This window comes from Kosakonia oryzendophytica, assembly GCF_900094925.1.
Taxonomy (GTDB): Bacteria; Pseudomonadota; Gammaproteobacteria; order Enterobacterales; family Enterobacteriaceae; genus Kosakonia; species Kosakonia oryzendophytica.
Genome location: NZ_FMAY01000002.1, coordinates 106,510 through 125,244, shown reverse-complemented (window position 1 = coordinate 125,244; position 18,735 = coordinate 106,510). Strand labels below are relative to the sequence as shown.

General features: G+C 54.9%; 13 protein-coding genes. 10 read left to right on the top strand and 3 right to left on the bottom strand.

The window, feature by feature from the left end:
* The first annotated feature begins 17 nt into the window (after positions 1-17).
* The 4 genes from GA0061071_RS03730 to GA0061071_RS03715 are packed head-to-tail and all read left to right on the top strand — an operon-like array spanning position 18 to position 3,588.
* Positions 18-959 carry an ABC transporter substrate-binding protein gene (locus tag GA0061071_RS03730; RefSeq protein WP_061498649.1) on the top strand — a complete coding sequence of 314 codons (942 nt, stop codon included), beginning with the start codon at positions 18-20 and terminating at the stop codon, positions 957-959.
* Between the two features lie 52 nt (positions 960-1,011).
* Positions 1,012-1,698, top strand: a complete 687-nt coding sequence (locus tag GA0061071_RS03725) for a D-lyxose/D-mannose isomerase (protein ID WP_061498652.1) — start codon at positions 1,012-1,014, stop codon at positions 1,696-1,698.
* Between the two features lie 25 nt (positions 1,699-1,723).
* A complete protein-coding gene (locus GA0061071_RS03720; RefSeq protein ID WP_061498655.1) occupies positions 1,724-2,584 on the top strand; it encodes a ketose 1,6-bisphosphate aldolase in 861 nt (286 codons plus the stop codon).
* Positions 2,581-3,588 carry a carbohydrate kinase family protein gene (locus GA0061071_RS03715; protein WP_088237243.1) on the top strand — a complete coding sequence of 336 codons (1,008 nt, stop codon included), beginning with the start codon at positions 2,581-2,583 and terminating at the stop codon, positions 3,586-3,588. Before GA0061071_RS03720 ends, GA0061071_RS03715 begins: the two co-directional genes overlap by 4 nt.
* Positions 3,589-3,609: 21 nt before the next feature.
* Here the strand turns inward: GA0061071_RS03715 and GA0061071_RS03710 are convergent, their stop codons facing one another.
* Entirely contained in the window at positions 3,610-4,341 is a 732-nt protein-coding gene (locus tag GA0061071_RS03710; protein ID WP_061498661.1) for a response regulator, read from the bottom strand.
* Between the two features lie 256 nt (positions 4,342-4,597).
* Between GA0061071_RS03710 and fdhF the strand changes: the two genes are divergently transcribed.
* The 5 genes from fdhF (at position 4,598) to GA0061071_RS03685 (ending at position 13,530) form a co-directional block, all read left to right on the top strand.
* Complete coding sequence (fdhF, locus tag GA0061071_RS03705) at positions 4,598-6,745, top strand: formate dehydrogenase subunit alpha (RefSeq protein ID WP_082794188.1); 2,148 nt, start codon at positions 4,598-4,600, stop codon at positions 6,743-6,745.
* Between the two features lie 300 nt (positions 6,746-7,045).
* A complete protein-coding gene (locus tag GA0061071_RS03700; RefSeq protein ID WP_170933833.1) occupies positions 7,046-8,239 on the top strand; it encodes an MFS transporter in 1,194 nt (397 codons plus the stop codon).
* Between the two features lie 280 nt (positions 8,240-8,519).
* A complete protein-coding gene (gene bglB, locus GA0061071_RS03695) occupies positions 8,520-9,602 on the top strand; it encodes a beta-galactosidase BglB (protein WP_061498678.1) in 1,083 nt (360 codons plus the stop codon).
* A gap of 29 nt (positions 9,603-9,631) precedes the next feature.
* Positions 9,632-12,130: a hypothetical protein gene (locus tag GA0061071_RS03690; RefSeq protein WP_420843375.1), complete on the top strand. Its 2,499-nt coding sequence runs from the start codon at positions 9,632-9,634 to the stop codon at positions 12,128-12,130.
* Between the two features lie 53 nt (positions 12,131-12,183).
* Positions 12,184-13,530, top strand: a complete 1,347-nt coding sequence (locus GA0061071_RS03685) for an MFS transporter (RefSeq protein WP_082794189.1) — start codon at positions 12,184-12,186, stop codon at positions 13,528-13,530.
* A gap of 33 nt (positions 13,531-13,563) precedes the next feature.
* Here the strand turns inward: GA0061071_RS03685 and GA0061071_RS03680 are convergent, their stop codons facing one another.
* A complete protein-coding gene (locus GA0061071_RS03680) occupies positions 13,564-14,607 on the bottom strand; it encodes a LacI family DNA-binding transcriptional regulator (protein ID WP_061498680.1) in 1,044 nt (347 codons plus the stop codon).
* Positions 14,608-14,764: 157 nt separating this feature from the next.
* Positions 14,765-16,078 (bottom strand): glutamate/aspartate:proton symporter GltP, encoded by a 1,314-nt coding sequence (gene gltP, locus GA0061071_RS03675; RefSeq protein ID WP_061498683.1) that lies wholly within the window; start codon positions 16,076-16,078, stop codon positions 14,765-14,767.
* A 685-nt stretch (positions 16,079-16,763) separates the two neighbouring features.
* Between gltP and acs the strand changes: the two genes are divergently transcribed.
* The gene (acs, locus tag GA0061071_RS03670) at positions 16,764-18,722 is read left to right on the top strand and encodes an acetate--CoA ligase (RefSeq protein ID WP_088237242.1); all 1,959 of its coding nucleotides are present in this window, start codon (positions 16,764-16,766) and stop codon (positions 18,720-18,722) included.
* Positions 18,723-18,735: the final 13 nt, after the last annotated feature.

Here is an 18,735-nt window from a genome sequence, read left to right as displayed (position 1 = left end):
GAAGCGAGGATTACAGCATGCGTCTTAAACCTCTTGTCACTGCGCTCTGCGCTGGCGCTCTGCTGGCCAGTGCACCTTTTGCGCAGGCCAAAGATTTGAAATCCATCGGCGTCACGGTGGGCGATCTGGCGAACCCGTTCTTCGTGCAGATCACCAAAGGCGCGGAGCTGGAAGCACGCAAACTGGCGGGCGATAAAGTCAAAGTTACGCTGGTCTCCAGCGGTTACGATCTGGGCCAGCAGGTGGGACAGATTGATAACTTTATTGCCGCAAAAGTCGACATGATCATTCTCAATGCCGCCGATTCCAAAGGCATTGGCCCGGCGGTAAAACGCGCCAAAGATGCCGGTATTGTGGTGGTGGCGGTAGACGTTGCCGCAGAAGGCGCTGACGCGACCATCACCTCCGATAACACCCAGGCGGGCGAAATCGCCTGTAAATACATTACCGACCGCCTGAAAGGCAAAGGCAATGTGGTGATCATCAACGGACCGCCGGTTTCCGCAGTACAGAACCGTGTCGAAGGTTGCCAGACCGAGTTTAAACGCCACCCGGATATTAAGGTGCTGTCTGATAACCAAAACGCCAAAGGCAGCCGCGAAGGCGGGCTGGAGGTGATGACCTCACTGTTGGCTGCGAACCCGAAAATCGATGGCGTCTTCGCGATTAACGATCCGACGGCGATCGGCGCAGATCTGGCCGCGAAACAGGCGCAGCGTAACGAGTTCTTTATTGTCGGCGTCGATGGCAGCCCGGACGGTGAAGAGGCGCTGAAACGTAAAAATTCACTGTTTGTCGCCACCCCGGCGCAGGATCCGCAAGTGATGGCGGCCCGCGCGGTGGAAATTGGTTATGACATCTTGCAGGGCAAACCCGCACCCAAAGAACCGGTACTGATCCCAGTGACCCTGATCGATAAACAGAATGTCGGCAGCTACAAAGGCTGGACGGTTAAATAAGGTACATCTCCCTCTCCTGCAAGGGAGAGGGAACGCCAACCCAGGGGATACCATGAAACGCTCTGCGATTAATGAAATTCTCGGTCATACGCGGCAGTTTTTCTCGATGCATGATGTGCACCTGCCGCCGTTCGCCAGTTTTCCACCGACCAAATGGCAACAACTAGACCGGGAAGCCTGGCGCGAAGTCTTCGATCTGAAACTGGGGTGGGACGTCACCGCCTTTGGTGGATCAAACTTCGCCGCTCAGGGTCTCACACTGTTTACCCTGCGCAACGGTTCGCCCAACGGCACACCGTATGAAAAGTGCTATGCGGAAAAGATCATGCATGTGCGCGACGCGCAGGTCACGCCGATGCATTTTCACTGGCGTAAACGTGAAGACATCATTAATCGCGGCGGCGGTAATTTAATTATTGAACTGTGGAACGCCGACGCGCACGAACAAACAGACATGCGTGACGTTACCGTGGTCATTGATGGCTGCATTCAGACTCACGCAGCAGGCAGCCAGTTGCGCCTCTCACCAGGGGAAAGCATCACACTGGCACCAGGGCTGTATCACAGCTTCTGGGGCGAACCGGGCTTCGGCGATGTGCTGGTTGGCGAAGTGTCGTCAGTGAATGATGACGAACATGACAACCGCTTTCTGCAACAGTTTGATCGTTTCAATCACGTGCTGGAAGACGAACCGGCACAGCTGGTGCTGTGCAACGAATACCACCTGTTTCTGAGCTAACTATCCGGTGTAGAAGGAGGCCATTATGCCGATGATTTCTCTTGCCGACGGGCTGGCGCACGCCCGCAAGCATCACTACGCCTTAGGTGCGTTCAACGTGCTCGACTCCCACTTCCTGCGCGCCCTGTTCGCCGCAGCAAAGCAAGAGCGCTCGCCATTTATTATCAATATTGCCGAAGTGCATTTTAAATATATCTCGCTGGATTCGCTGGTTGAGGCCGTGAAGTTTGAAGCCGCTCACCATGACATTCCGGTGGTGCTGAACCTCGATCATGGTCTGCATTTTGAGTCGGTCGTGCGCGCTTTGCGTCTCGGTTTTAGCTCAGTGATGTTCGATGGCTCCACGCTGGAGTATGAAGAGAATATTCGTCAGACCCGGGAAGTGGTGAAAATGTGCCACGCCGTCGGCGTTTCGGTCGAGGCAGAGCTGGGCGCGGTAGGCGGTGATGAAGGCGGCGCGCTCTATGGTCACGCCGATGAAGCGTACTTTACCGATCCTCAACTGGCACGGGACTTTGTGGATCGCACCGGTATCGATACGCTGGCTGTGGCTATCGGCAACGCCCACGGCAAATACAAAGGTGAGCCGAAACTCGATTTTGAACGCCTGGATGCGATTCGCCAACAGACCGGACTGCCGCTGGTGCTGCATGGGGGGTCCGGCATCAGCGATGCGGATTTCCGGCGCGCCATTTCGCTCGGCATCCACAAAATCAATTTTTACACTGGTATGTCGCAGGCGGCACTGGGCGCCATTGAGCGGCAGATGGCGAACCGCCAGCCGCTGTACGACGAGTTTGCGCAACTGCTGCTGGGTATCGAAGAAGCGATAACCGATACCGTTGCCGGGCAGATGCGTATCTTTGGCAGCGCGGGGCAAATCTGATGGACCGTAAAGGGGTTATCGCAGCGGGCAATATGCTCGTCGATCATGTTCACCAAATTGTGCAATGGCCAGAGCGCGGCTGGTTGGCGGAGATCACCCACAGCGAGCGGTCGACCGGCGGCGCACCACTTAATGTACTACTGACCCTGGCGAAAATGCACACCGGCATGCCATTGCAGGCGGTGGGGCTGGTGGGTGAAGACAGCGACGGCGACTATATTATGGCGATGCTTGAGCAGTACCATGTCAACCGTCAGCACGTGCAACGCACCCACGCCGCGCCGACCTCCATGTCACAAGTGATGACCGATCCCACCGGGCAGCGCACCTTTTTCCATTCACCAGGGGCTAATCGCCTGTTGGATCTGCCTGCTTTCGAGCGCCTTGATAGCAGCATGAAAATCTTCCATCTCGGCTATTTACTGCTGCTCGACAGCCTGGATATGCCGGACGAGACATTTGGCACTCGCAGCGCGCGGCTGCTGGCGCAAATGCGTGAACAGGGTTACGAAACGTCGCTGGATTTGGTATCCCGCAAGGGCGATCCTCGCTACCAGCCACTGGTGCTGCCGTGCCTGAAGCATCTCGATTACCTGGTGATTAACGAACTGGAAGCCGGAGAATTCAGCGGTCTGGAGATGCGTACCGCAGACGACGGGCCGCATATCGATAATATTTCCTGCGCGGCGGCAAAACTGCTGGCAGCAGGGGTGAAACAACGGGTGGTGATCCACTGCCCGGAAGGCGCGTGGGGCGAGGCTGCCGGACAGGCTGGCGAGTGGATCCCTTCGCGCATGTTAAGTCAGGCGGAAATTATCGGCAGCGTTGGCGCTGGAGATGCGTTCTGCGCCGGGTTTTTATATGGCTGCCATGAAGCATGGCCGTTGCAGGCCAGCGTCCGTCTGGCGCACGCCTGCGCCCGCGCCAGTCTGCTGTGCGCCAACGCGATTGATGGCGCAAAAACGCTGGAGGCGTTGCAACAGGAGATGGATCTTTCGGCATAACGCCAGGCGCGAATGAAGGAGCTACGCTGCCTGATGGTTATGGGAAACATCCGCCGCAAACACGTAGCCCAGGCCGCGCAAGGTTTTGATAAAACCGGGTTGGTGAGGATTCGCTTCGATTTTGCGTCGCAGCCGCATAATCAGTACGTCGATGGTACGGTCAAAGACCTCCACGCTTTCGCTGTGGGTTAATGTCAACAGCTGTTCGCGGCTCAACACACGGCGCGCGTTCTGCACCAGCGCCAGCAACAAACTGTATTCGCCCTGCGTCAGGGCAACCCGCTGCTGCTGCGGGTTCAACAGTTCGCAGCGTTCAGGATCGAGATGCCAGCCATTAAAAAGGAAACCGGCGGATTTCGCCGCAGGCGTTTCGGCGGCCAGTACGCCAGTGCGGCGCAACACTGCTTTAACCCTCGCGACCAGTACGCGTGCATTAAACGGCTTGCCAATGTAATCGTCTGCGCCCATCTCCAGCCCGACCACGACATCCGACTCGCTGCCTAAACCGGTAAGCATCACAACCGGCAGGTCGGGCCGCTGTTTTTGCAACTGCTGCAATACGCGCAACCCGTTGAGATCCGGCAGCACCATATCCAGCAGTACCAGCGCGATATCCGATTTTTCGCCAACCAGCGCCAGCGCATCCAGCCCGTTATGACAGACATAGACCGTAAAGACATGCTCGTTAAGCACATCCTCCAGCAGTGCGCACACCGCCGTATCATCATCCACCACCAAAATCGCAGGTTTCATCAGTTGCGTCCGCAGGCTTCGTTGGGCTAAGTGTGATCCATTCTGTTGGTAGCCAGAGATAAATGCAGTGAATAAATGCCGTTTTTTTAATCACGGTCACATCCCCTCGCCTTTCGACACGTCACTTTTGACGATGAGCTGCGTTTCGTCAGTATTTTGACCAAAAATCCACCGTAATATCAGGCAATACCCCCAATAACGCTATGGCATAGAAGATGCATAGTGGGGGGCGACAATGTTAACTGGAGCGAAAGTGATGAAAAAAGTCGTCACGGTTTGCCCGTATTGCGCCTCGGGATGCAAAATCCATCTGGTGGTCGATAACGGCAAAATCGTTCGGGCGGAGGCAGCACAGGGGAAGACCAATCAGGGCGCCCTCTGTCTGAAGGGCTATTACGGTTGGGATTTCATTAACGATACCCAAATCCTGACGCCTCGTCTGAAAACCCCGATGATCCGCCGCCAGCGTGGCGGCAAACTGGAGTCTGTATCCTGGGATGAGGCCCTCGATTATGTCGCCGGGCGCTTAAAAGCGATCAAAGAGAAGTACGGTCCGGATGCCATCCAGACTACCGGCTCTTCCCGCGGTACGGGTAATGAAACCAACTACATAATGCAAAAATTCGCGCGCGCCGTTATTGGAACCAATAACGTCGACTGCTGCGCTCGTGTCTGACACGGCCCCTCGGTTGCAGGTCTGCACCAATCGGTCGGTAATGGCGCGATGAGTAATGCCATTAATGAAATAGATAACACGGACTTAGTGTTTATCTTTGGTTACAACCCGGCGGATTCTCACCCCATCGTCGCCAATCATATTATTCGGGCGAAACAGAATGGGGCGAAAATCATCGTCTGCGATCCGCGTAAAATTGAAACCGCGCGCATTGCCGATATGCACGTCGCATTGAAAAACGGGTCGAATATCGCCCTGCTTAACGCAATGGGGCATGTGATTATCGAAGAAAACCTGTACGACCAGGCGTTCGTCGCCAACCGTACAGAGGGGTTTGAAGAGTACCGGAAGATTGTCGAAGGCTACACCCCGGAATCCGTTGAGGATATTACCGGTGTGAGCGCGCAGGAGATCCGCCAGGCCGCCCGCATGTACGCTGGCGCGAAAACGGCGGCGATTCTGTGGGGGATGGGCGTCACTCAGTTCTATCAGGGCGTTGAAACCGTGCGTTCACTGACCAGCCTCGCCATGTTGACGGGGAATCTGGGGAAAGCCCACGTTGGGGTTAACCCGGTGCGTGGTCAGAATAACGTTCAGGGTGCCTGTGACATGGGTGCGCTGCCGGATACGTTCCCTGGCTATCAGTATGTGAAAGAGGATGCGCACCGCGAGAAATTCGCTAAAGCCTGGGGTGTGGAGAGTCTGCCTGCGCATACCGGTTATCGCATCAGCGAGTTGCCGCATCGCGTGGAACATGGCGAAGTCCGCGCTGCTTACATTATGGGCGAAGATCCTCTGCAAACGGATGCCGAACTGTCAGCCGTGCGCAAGGCGTTTGAAGGGCTCGAACTGGTGATTGTGCAGGACATTTTCATGACCAAAACCGCCTCAGCGGCGGACGTCATTCTGCCGTCCACGTCGTGGGGCGAGCATGAAGGTGTCTACACCGCAGCGGATCGCGGCTTCCAGCGCTTCTTTAAAGCGGTCGAACCGAAGTGGGATCTGAAAACGGACTGGCAAATCATCAGTGAGATCGCTACCCGTATGGGTTACCCGATGCATTACAACAACACGCAGGAAATCTGGGACGAATTGCGTCATCTGTGCCCGGACTTCTACGGCGCTACCTACGAAAAAATGGGTGAGCTGGGCTACATTCAGTGGCCGTGTCGCGATACATCGGATGCCGATCAGGGTACGTCTTATCTGTTTAAAGAGAAGTTCGATACCCCGAACGGGCTGGCGAAGTTCTTCACCTGCGACTGGGTTGCGCCGAAGGATAAACTGACGGAAGAGTATCCGATGGTGCTGTCTACCGTACGTGAAGTAGGCCACTACTCCTGCCGCTCCATGACCGGTAACTGTGCCGCGCTGGCCGCGCTGGCGGATGAACCGGGCTATGCGCAAATCAACACTGCCGATGCCGCAAGGTTAGGCATTGAAGATGAAGCGCTGGTGTGGGTGAACTCGCGCAAAGGGCGGATCATCACCCGTGCGCAGGTCAGTGAGCGTCCGAACAAGGGTGCTGTGTACATGACCTATCAGTGGTGGATTGGGGCCTGTAACGAGCTGGTGACGGAAAACCTCAGCCCGATTACCAAAACGCCTGAGTACAAATACTGCGCCGTGCGTGTGGAGCCGATCGCCGATCAGCGCGCCGCTGAGCAGTATGTGATTGATGAATACAATAAGTTAAAAACCCGCCTGCGTGAAAGCGCTCTGGGTTAATAACCGAACGTAATCATCTAATTAAAGCGGAGTGATTAATTCACTCCGCTTTTTATTTATTTCAGTACAGATACGAAGCGAATTAATTATTCTGGATCGCGATGACATATAAAGAGGAATGACGCCTTTCTTTTTCGACGTGTGAAATTATGATGCCAGGCAGGGGAACGGGCACGCCAGATGGGTTGATACTTCCCTCTTCAATGATTGTCGCCGCGAGCAACAGTGTCATCCGGGATGTGAGTGCAGCGACGCCTTCGCTCGTGTAATGTCGTGGACAGGATCCTCCGGAGTATCGCCTTGAAATTAGCAGAAACAGAGCTGCCGGTAAGTCAGCAGAATAAGAACATCATACGTCTGGCAACGGCGCAGGCGCTGGCCGGGGCGAATTCAGTGGTCTTTTACGCCACCGGGGCAATTGTCGGCAACACCATTGCCCCGAGCAGCACACTGGCCACACTGCCGGTTACGGTCTTTGTGCTGGGTATGGCGGCGTGCATTCTGCCGTTTGGCGCACTTGCCCGCCGCCACGGCAGGCGGGCTGCATTTATGACAGGTACGGCGCTGGGAGTGCTGACCGGGTTGACAGCTGCGCTGGCGGTCGTGCTGGGCACATTTACGCTCTTTTGTCTGGCGGCGTTTATGGGGGGTGCTTACGCCGCCGTGGCCTTGTCGTTCCGTTTCGCGGCCACAGATGGCGTGGGGAAAGAGCGACGCGCCAGAGCGTTGTCACTGGTGATGGGAGGTGGCGTAGCGGCAGGCGTGCTCGGGCCAATGCTGGTCACCGCCACGCTGGATCTTTGGCCTGCTCATACCTTTGCCGTCACCTTTCTCGCCCAGGCGGCAGTGGCAGCCCTCTCCGCCCTGGTGCTGATGGGCGTCACATCACCGCCCCCCTCGCCGGAAGCCACCAGCGGTGGGCGGCCACTGTCTGACATTGTCCGCCAGCCGGGTTTTGCGCGCACTGTCTTCGGCGGCGCGATTTCATATATGGTGATGAATTTCCTCATGACCGCCGCCCCTCTGTCGATGCATATGCACGGCATTTCGCTACAGGCCTCCAATCTCGGTTTGCAGTGGCATGTGATCGCCATGTACGGCCCGGGGTTCTTTACCGGTAAGCTGATTAACCGCTTCGGCGCGAATCAGGTTGGCGCTGCGGGGTTGCTGATCACCGCCCTGTCGGTGGCGGCGGGCCTGTCGGGAACCGGGGTGGTGCACTACTGGGTTTCGCTTATTCTGCTGGGGTTGGGCTGGAACTTCGGCTTCACCGGCGCATCGGCAAAAATCATCGACTTCCACCGCCCCGAAGAGAAAAACCGGGTGCAATCGCTGAATGATTTTATTGTTTTCGGCGTGATGATCGTCGGCTCCTTTTCCTCCGGCGCACTGCTGAATGCGTTTGGCTGGAACGCTGTACTCTGGGGCTCGCTGGTGCCCGTGGGTGTGGCATTTCTGGCGATTATTCACAAAGGGGTGAGAGGAGTACGTTAAAAAGGGTCACCTGGCCGCGCAGAGGGTAAAACCCACTGCGCTTTTTTTATGCACGCTCATGTCCTTACCACCTGCAACGCAAACTTTTTGCGTCCTCACTTGAAAATTGAAACATTATTTCAATAACACATTGTTTTCACATACTTTCCTGTCTGGCCGCATAAAAAACAAGGATCGATTAGCTCACAGAATAAAAACGCAAAAAATTTTCGTATTGCGCATTAAAAAATCAAAGTGATTTAATCAGGTCATGACGTGTTTTTTAATGACAGGAAATAAAATGAAATCAGCTTCTCTTGAGAATCAGTTAGCGTTATTACTACGAGGATTTACCACCCTGAAAGATGAAGGTAAATTCAATGAACCAAATCTTGATGGAACACGCGGCGACTATATTTCCTTTTCCAGTTGGGAGTGGCCTCAGGGGGTCGGCTTATTTGGTCTGGTAAGACTGTGGGAATTTACCCGACAGGACGACATCTATAATATCATTGATCGCTGGTTTCAGGAAAATATTGAAAAAGGGCTCCCTTCATTAAATATTAATACCACTGCCCCCATGTTGCCGCTGTCGTTATTCTGGTCGCACAATCAAAACCCGGAATACCAACGCGTGTTGGATGCCTGGGCCGACCGTGTGATGAACGAACTGCCGCGTACACCGGAACAGGGTTTCCAGCACGTGGTGTCAGACGGTATCAACGAGAAGGAAATCTGGGACGATACCCTGTTTATGGTGGTGTTGTTTCTGGGTCATTACGGCACCGTTTCTGGACGTCAGGACCTGGTTGATGAAGCCGTTCGCCAGTTCCTGCTGCACGCCCGCTACCTTAACGATCCGCAAACAGGATTATGGTTCCACGGCTGGAGTTTCGCCGAAAAAAGCAATTTTGCCCGTGCCCGCTGGGCCCGAGGCAATGCGTGGATCACCGTTGGCATCCTGGAGTTTATCGAACTGACTGACATCAGCGGTGGCGTGCGCGACTACTTGTTGGAGTGTCTGAAAGCGCAGGTCAATGCGCTGCTTGCGCTGCAAGCAGAGAGCGGTGCGTGGCATACCCTGCTGGATCATCCGGACAGCTATGAAGAAATTTCGGCCACCGCCGGATTCGGTTATGGCCTCTTAAAAGGTGCCCGGCTGGGCATTGGCGATGCACGCTGGAAAGACGCCGGATTAAAGGCGCTGGCATCCGTACAACAGAATATCGATAGCCACGGCACGGTAAACAATGTGTCCTACGGCACACGTATGGGCCGCACTTTGCAATTTTATAAAGATATACCGCTACAACCGACAGGTTATGGTCAGGCGCTGGCTATTTTATGTTTAAGCGAAGGCATCCGCCTGTCAGAAAATAAATAAAAAAACACCTCTGCTATCTGGAGTAAATAATGACCATGCTTCAACACAGACATTATTGTTATTTCCCTTTACCGAATAATAATGCTATTCGCTACTGGCAATTATCAGCAATTTCTTCGCAGTGTTACGACGTCGCTGACGCGCCAATGCAGGGAGAAATGGACCCGTTCTTCTTTTTAAGCAAGCATAAAAATTTCATTCCTCATACATATCCATGTCGTACGGAATTCCGTCAACAGTTTGCCGGGATAAAGCCCGTACCCTTTGGCGATGTACGGATGACGAAATGGTGGTTTCCCTTCGGTTCAGATCGCGTCGATCTCTCCGGTTTCTGGTTTCGTCCAACCCGTGTCGGTGCGCAGGCAGCAACCCACCTGGTTGCCGAACAGGACGGCGACTATACCTTTCGTCTGACTACCTGTGGTGCGGCCATTGTCACGGTTAACGGTGAAGAGGTCGCATGGAAAGCCGACTATCAACGCAACCTGGAAAGTCAGTTTGAATTTACTGTGCCGTTACAGGCCGGGCTCAACGACATTGCCGTCTGGTTTGATGACCTGGCGGAGCGCGATATCCGCTTCTTCTTTCAGTTAGATTTCCTGCACGGCGCGCCATTACACGTGGCGCTGGCCACGCCGGTTGTCGACACCCTTGCCCTGCAAATGGAACACTTGCTGGAGGGTATGTCGTTCGAGCACTCCACCTATACGGCTGGCATCATTCGCTTATGCTTCCCCACCGTCGCGCCGGAAACATTGCAGCTCCATGTGCGCATCGTCGGCGATTTTATCTCCCTTGATCAACCTGTCGACATTGCGCTAACGCTGGAAAAAGGTGAGAAGGTAGTCGACATTGCCCCGAGCGAGTCCCTCCCGGCGGATTTCCGTAATTTTATCATTACCTTAGAAAAGGATGACTTTCGCATTACCCGCACACTGGGTGTCGAGATTTGCCACGCGCAGCAACAGCGCCAGGTTCCGGCAACACTCGATGCGCGTATTGATGAAGCGCTGCACTATGTCGCGACACAGGGGGAATACAGCAGTGTAAAAGCCCTGGCACGGCTGGCCTGTAACCTGAACGACACACAAACACACGCCATGCTGGAAGGGGTACTGCCCTCGGTGGAAGCATGCCACGATTGCGCCGACTTCACGCTAGTGCCGCTGCTATGGTGCCGCATTGTCTGGGGTGAGCAGATTGCCGAAGCGACGCGTACTAAAATCGATCATGCCATCCTCAACTTTCGCTACTGGATGGATGAACCCGGTAATGATGTGCAGTGGTACTTCTCGGAAAACCATGCGCTGCTGTTCCATACCGCCGCTTACCTCGCGGGCAGTTACTTCCCGCAAGCGACCTTTGTCCGCTCCGGACGTACCGGTCGCGATCAGGCCGATGTCGGGCGCACGCGCGTGCTGGCATGGCTCGATCATTTTGAGCAGTGCGAAATGGCGGAATGGAACTCCGCGCCCTACTTCCCCATTGATTTAAAAGGTCTGAGCGCACTGGCGGCGCTGGCCGAAGACCCAGAGATTGCTACGCGTAGCCAGCGGGCTATTGCCCGTCTGCTGGAACAAATAGCCCGTTCTGCCCACCAGGGAATCCTTACCGCCTCTCAGGGGCGTTCATACGAATACACTTTACGCGCCGGACGCTCGCTGGAGCTTTCCGCCATCGCCCGTTTGCTGTGGGGAAAAGGGAACTACGGCTGCCGTTTCCATGCGTTACCCCAGCTCGCGCTACTGATGCGCCAGCAAAAAATTACCTTACCAGCCGCGTTAGCCGAGGTCGCGGTCTGGCAAGGCGATAACGCACTGGAGTGGCATTTTGCTCAGGGTGCTAACCGCATTGCCCGGCTCTATCACTACAAAACCCGCCACGTCGCCATGGGCTCCATTGCCGGGTATCGCTGGGGAGAGTGGGGTTACCAGGAGACGCCGGTGCATATGCGCATTGGTGATATTCCGGAAGCACAGTTGTGGATTAACCATCCTGGCGAAACGCTACACGGTGGCTTTGGCCGCCCCTCTTACTGGGGAGGCTGCGGTACCCTGCCGCGCGTACAGCAGTATCGCGGGCTGGCGGTGGTCTCCTTTCGCACCCATCCGGGGCAACCCGACTTCACGCATGCCTGGCTTGCGCAAAGCGCATTCAGCGAGGTACGTATCGCTGGCGATCGCATTCTGTTGCGCGGTGGCGAAGGCATGGTGCAACTCAGCGGCAATGTGCCGTTCGGGATCGTCACACATGGGCCAACGCGCCATTGCGAGGTCCGCCTGACAGGGCGCGAAACCTGCTGGTTAATTCGACTGAATGACGACCCACACATCACGTCGCTGGACGCCTTTGAGCGCGACGTTGCCGGTCTGGCGGTAGAAGAACAGGCGGATGGCGTGCTGCTGGTGCGCGATCCGCAATACGGAGAGGTGTTCTTCCACGCCGACGGCAGAGTACAGGCGCAAGGCCGGGTGCTGGATCCCAAAACCTGGACCGTTGCAGGCGAAAGCCGCGAACTTCCTCTGTAGTCCCCTGTCGCTTAATGACCTGGCCAGAGGCTGTCCGGGTCTGGAGAGATCCTATGGAAACACAGATTGATAAGCAGGCCAGCGTAGCTGGCAAACCGCAACAAGACGTTAACCCGAATGCTATCCATAACCCGGCACGCGCGGTCGCGAAGCCAAAGCGCAATTACCGCTGGCTGGTTTGTTCCATGCTGGTGTTTGCCACCACCGTCAACTATATGGATCGGCAAATTTTGGGCTTGCTGGCCCCCATGCTGCAAAAAGACATTGGCTGGACGCAAATCGAATACAGCTGGCTGGTCAATGCCTTCACCATTGCCTATGGCGTCGGTACGCTGGTTTGCGGGCGTATTATCGACAAGCTGGGCACACGTATCAGCTATGCCATTGCGATGGTGGTCTGGAGCGCTGCGGCCATGCTGCATGCTGTGGTGGGTACCGTGGTGGGATTTATGGTGGTGCGGGTGATCCTCGGTTTGGGGGAGTCGGCTAACTTTCCGGCGGCAATGAAAGTCATCTCTGACTGGCACCCGAAAAAGGAGCGCACACTCGCCACCGGCATTCTTGGCGTAGCGGTGAATATCGGCGTGGTGATTTCGCCAGCGCTCATTCCTTTTATTGCACTGCACTATGGCTGGCATGGCGCATTTCTTATCCTCGGCGGCGTTGGGTTTCTCTGGTTGATCCCGTGGTTCCTTGCTTTTGGCAAAGCCAGCGACAAAGCCGATGCCGAAGAGTTGGCTTGGATCCGGCAGGACAAAGAAGAAGTTGTGAACGTGTCGGCCATTAAGTGGACGCACTTACTCAAATACCGGCAGCTCTGGGCGTTCGCGCTGGGCAAAATGCTGACGGACCCAATCTGGTGGTTTTTCCTGTTCTGGCTGCCGAAATGGCTCAACGAGTCGCGCGGCATCCAAATGGAAGGTCTGGGTCTGCCGCTGATTGTTATCTATCTGTTCGCCATTGTCGGTAGCCTCGGCGCCGGGTGGTTGCCCGGTAAGCTGATGAGTATCGGCTTCAGCGCCGCCAAAGCGCGTAAAACCACCATGCTGATTTGTGCCTGCCTGGTGATCCCAATCTTTGCCGCAACGCAGGTTGAAAGCCTGTGGGCAGCCGTCGCTATCGTCGGATTAGCCGCCGCCGCACACCAGGGCTGGTCGGCCAATATACTGACCTCTGTTTCAGATTTGTTCCCCAATGCGGCGGTCGGTTCCGTGGTCGGCATTGGTAGCACCTTCGGCATGATCGGCAGCGTTATCTTCTCTACGGTGATTGGCGCAGTGCTTGAGGCATCCGGAAACTACTGGGCACTGTTCGCCATCAGTTCGGTCGCTTACCTGGTGGCATGGGGTGTGATGTATTTGTTGTTAGTACCAAAAATGGAACGTGCGAAGTTTGACTGATGTACCGCCCGGCAGGTACGCCTGCCGGGTGATTTATGGTGCGACCGAAACCGACTGACGCTCCACCATTGAACAAGCCAGCTCAATACGGCGCGGGATCTCAAGGGTTCCCGCAATCATGTCCTGCAACAGCTCAAGCGCCAGCGTTCCCATTTCCTGTACTGGCAGGTGCACGGTGGTGAGTGCCGGTGAGGCAAATTCCGCTTGCGGCAGATCGTTCATTCCGACCACAGAGATATCCTCCGGCACGCGAATACCCAATTTGTCCAGCCCCGCTATTGCCCCCAGCGCCAACGAATCATTGGCGCACAAGATGGCGGTATGCGGGTGTGAATGCTGAGCAAACCACGCCATCACCGCCTGTTCAGCGAGTTCCGGCAACCAGTCAGTGACGCTCAAAATATCCACACTTTCGCAGGATAATTGCGCACAGCGCATCGCTTCGCGCCAGCCCTCTTCTCGCTGTTCAATAGTGCGCCGCCCGGGATGCGTCAGAAACAGGATATGGCGGTGACCACGGGCGATCAGGTAGTCGCAGGCCATGCGGGTCGCCGAACGGTTACAGGGCAAAACGCTGGACAGGCGCATCAGGGGATCTTCGCTATTGACCAGTACCGCTGGTTTTTTCAGGTTAGCCATCGCATTGAGAAAAACCGGATCATCGACGGTCAACGCCAGCACACCGCCAATGTCGGGTTCGTTTAGCAGCGCTTGCATCGCATCGTCATCTTCCCCACTCAGCGCGTGTGTCGTCAGTTCCACGCCGATCACTTTCGCTCGCTCTTTTAACCCTTGCAGAACATACCAACTGAACTGATAGCGACTGTAATCAAGCATCGCCACCTGTGACACCGCCAGGACGATGCGCGTGCCCCCCATCTCTTGTGCCGGCGCGTAACGCATCGCACGGGCCACGTCCTGAATGCGGGTACGGAGCGCCTGGCTCACGCCCTTTTCCCCGGATAACGCGCGGGAAACAGTGCTCAGCGAGGTGCCACAACGCGTGGCGATATCTTCCAGCCGGACGCGACGATACGCCGCATCGCTGTTTTCCTCATCGGGTTTACGCGTGGTCATTTCAGCGTTAATCCTTCTGGTGAATATATCGAACCAGCATGGCATTAAGATAAGCGGTGTCAATCAGTTAGGTATACGGAAGAGAAGAAATGAGAGGCGTAACGGAATAACAGAAAACCCCTTTTCGTGCGGATGCACCAAAAGGGGTTCAGTAAGCTTACTGATCGGCGGTTTTGTCGAATTTACCCAGCACTTCGCGCTCATACGCCAGCGCTTTTTTGCGGTCAAATTTGTGTTCCCACTTCGCAATCACCAGTACCGCCAGCGCGTTGCCCACCACATTCAGCGCGGTACGGCCCATATCGAGGATACGGTCAACACCGGCGATGAACGCCAGGCCTTCCAGCGGAATACCGACGCTGCCCAGCGTTGCCAGCAACACCACGAACGAGACACCCGGTACGCCAGCAATGCCTTTTGAGGTCACCATTAATGTCAGTACAAGAATAATCTCCTGCCCGAGCGACAGATCAATGCCGTACAACTGGGCAATAAAGATCGCGGCAATACTCTGATACAGCGTGGAACCATCGAGGTTGAAGGAGTAACCGGTCGGCACCACAAAGCTGGTGATTGATGCCGGTGCGCCATAGGCTTCCATTTTCTCGATAATGCGCGGCAGCACGCTTTCCGAACTGGCAGTGGAGTACGCCAGAATCAGCTCTTCTTTGAGGATACGAATCAGAATCCAAATGCTCAGCCCGCAGATTCTCGCCACAATGCCCAACACCACCAAGGCAAAGAACAGAATGGCGAAATAGACGAGGATCACCAGCTTCGCCAGCGGCCACAGCGAGGCAAAACCGAAATTCGCCACCGTCACTGAGATCAACGCAAACACACCTACCGGCGCGTAGCGCATGACCATGTGGGTCACTTTGAACATGGTTTCAGAGATTGAGCGGAACACCGTCACCAACGGTTCACGGTGCGATGCTGGCAGAGAAGAGAGCCCCAGACCAAACAGTACCGAGAAGAAGATAACCGGCAGCATATCGCCTTTTGCCATTGACGCGATGATATTGGTCGGCACCAACGATAAGATCGTCCCCATCAGGCCGTGGGCGTGACTTTGCACTTCCGCGGTGGTGCTTTGGTATTTCGAAATATCCACCGTCGCCAGCTGCGACATATCGATACCCGCACCCGGCTGGAACACATTCGCCAGCGTGATGCCAAGAACAATAGCAACCGTAGTGATCACTTCGAAATAGATGATGGTTTTCGCGCCGATACGCCCGAGCTGTTTCGCATCACCGACACCGGCAATCCCGACAACAAGCGTGGAGATAACAATCGGCACCACAATCATTTTGATCAAATGGATAAAGATATCGCCTGCCGGAGACAGGAGATTGGCAATCAGCCATTCACGGCTGTCGCTTTGGTAATGCAGATAACTACCCAGAAGAATCCCCAGCACCAGGGCCAGCAAAATCTGCCAGGCCAGGCTGACTTTCATGTTTTTCATAACTACAGACATCCTCAATGAAGCACCATTCCATGCTCAGGAACGACACATACTGAAAGGGTATGATTAGCGTCGCACGGTATTGCGGGGTTTTTTAATGCGCATTATCAGTACCATTTGCGGGGTGTAACGCGCAACCCTATACCGGGAGGGGGTTTGACTGAATTTTTATCTAAAAACCGTCTTTTATTTTAGTTACGTTAAATAAGTTTTTGTTATAAAAAACTTTTTAGCCAGCCCAATTCCAATATTTACGTTTGGAAATTATTAGCGCGTATTTGTTCATTTGCGTATTTTTTAGGCAGGAAAAATGCCGTGCTGACAATTTATTGCGGGAAGCGTGCCTGCGATTGTTCAGTAGAAAAGTGAATAGTTGACACAAAAAATAATAAACACCCTATCTATCAGGCGATAAATTTTCAGAGACTTATCTTCACATACCGCCAGGCCACCCTACCAGGGTAATCGAATTGTCACTTTTCATAACCTGCTGTTATGAATCTATTTTATCCCCGCGCCGCTTTTTTTTGCTTCCAATGCACGCTAGTGCATTTATTTTGCTGCTTTTTCATACCATACAATTAATGCGTGATCTGTCGCGCAAATAATAAACAAAACGGGTAAGGGCTCTTCAATTAACTTTTACGTGACATATTATTAACATCCTACAAGGAGAGCAAATGCCATGAGCCAAATACATAAACACGATATTCCCGCAAATATTGCGGAACGTTGCCTGATTAATCCGGAGCAGTATGAGGCCAAATATCAGCAATCCGTAACAGACCCTGACGCTTTCTGGGGCGAACAAGGCAAGATCCTCGACTGGATCACGCCTTATACGAAGGTGAAAAACACCTCCTTCGCCCCTGGCAATGTTTCCATCAAATGGTATGAAGACGGCACGCTAAACCTTGCCGCCAATTGCCTGGACCGACACCTCGCTGAACGCGGCGACCAGGCAGCGATTATTTGGGAAGGGGATGACGCAAGCCAGAGCAAAACCCTTACCTATCGCGAGTTGCACCGCGACGTATGCCGTTTTGCTAACGTGCTGGTCGATCTCGGCATTAAAAAAGGCGATGTGGTGGCGATTTATATGCCCATGGTGCCGGAAGCCGCCGTCGCTATGCTCGCCTGCGCACGCATTGGCGCTGTGCATTCGGTTATTTTCGGCGGTTTCTCGCCGGAAGCCGTTGCCGGGCGCATTATCGACTCCAGTTCACGTCTGGTAATCACCGCCGATGAGGGCGTCCGTGCCGGACGTACTATCCCGCTGAAGAAAAACGTCGACGACGCGCTGAAAAACCCGCACGTGAATAGCGTTGAACATGTGGTGGTGTTGAAACGTACCGGTGGCAACACGGAGTGGCATGAAGGCCGCGACCTGTGGTGGCACGATCTGACCGCTAACGCCAGCGACCAACATCAGGCTGTCGCCGTCGGCGCAGAAGATCCCCTGTTTATCCTCTATACATCAGGCTCGACCGGCAAACCGAAAGGGGTTCTGCATACGACCGGCGGTTATCTGGTGTATGCCTCATCAACTTTTAAATATGTCTTCGACTACCACCAGGGCGATGTTTACTGGTGCACCGCCGATGTCGGTTGGGTCACCGGTCATAGCTACCTGTTGTACGGTCCGCTGGCCTGCGGCGCAATTACGCTGATGTTTGAAGGGGTGCCAAACTGGCCGACCCCGGCACGAATGAGCCAGGTGGTCGACAAACATAAGGTGAACATTCTTTATACCGCGCCAACGGCGATCCGTGCACTGATGGCTGAAGGCGATAAAGCGATTGAAGGCACCGACCGTTCGTCACTGCGTATTTTAGGCTCCGTGGGCGAGCCCATTAACCCGGAAGCCTGGGAGTGGTACTGGTCCAAAATCGGCAATGGCAAATGCCCGGTCATGGATACCTGGTGGCAGACCGAAACCGGCGGCTTTATGATCACCCCGCTGCCGGGCGCAACCCAACTGAAAGCCGGTTCCGCCACCCGCCCGTTCTTCGGCGTTCAGCCTGCGCTGGTCGATAACGAAGGCAACACGCTGGATGGCGCAACAGAAGGCAACCTGGTGATCACCGATTCATGGCCGGGCCAGGCCCGTACCCTGTTTGGCGATCACGAACGCTTTGAACAAACCTATTTCTCGACCTTTAAGAACCGCTACTTCAGTGGCGACGGTGCCCGTCGTGATGAAGATGGCTACTACTGGATCACCGGACGCGTGGATGACGTGCTCAACGTCTCCGGTCACCGTCTGGGCACGGCGGAAATTGAGTCGGCCTTAGTGTCGCACCCGAAAATCGCCGAAGCCGCCGTGGTGGGCATTCCGCACAACATCAAAGGCCAGGCCATTTACGCCTATGTCACCTTAAATCATGGCGAAGAGCCTTCGCCAGAGCTGTACACCGAAGTGCGCAACTGGGTGCGTAAAGAGATTGGCCCACTGGCAACGCCGGATGTCCTGCACTGGACCGACTCGCTGCCGAAAACCCGCTCCGGCAAAATTATGCGCCGTATTCTGCGCAAAATTGCCGCAGGCGATACCAGTAATCTGGGTGATACCTCGACGCTCGCCGATCCGGGTGTCGTGGAGAAACTGCTCGAAGAGAAGCAGGCAATCACCATGCCATCGTAATTCCCCTACAGCC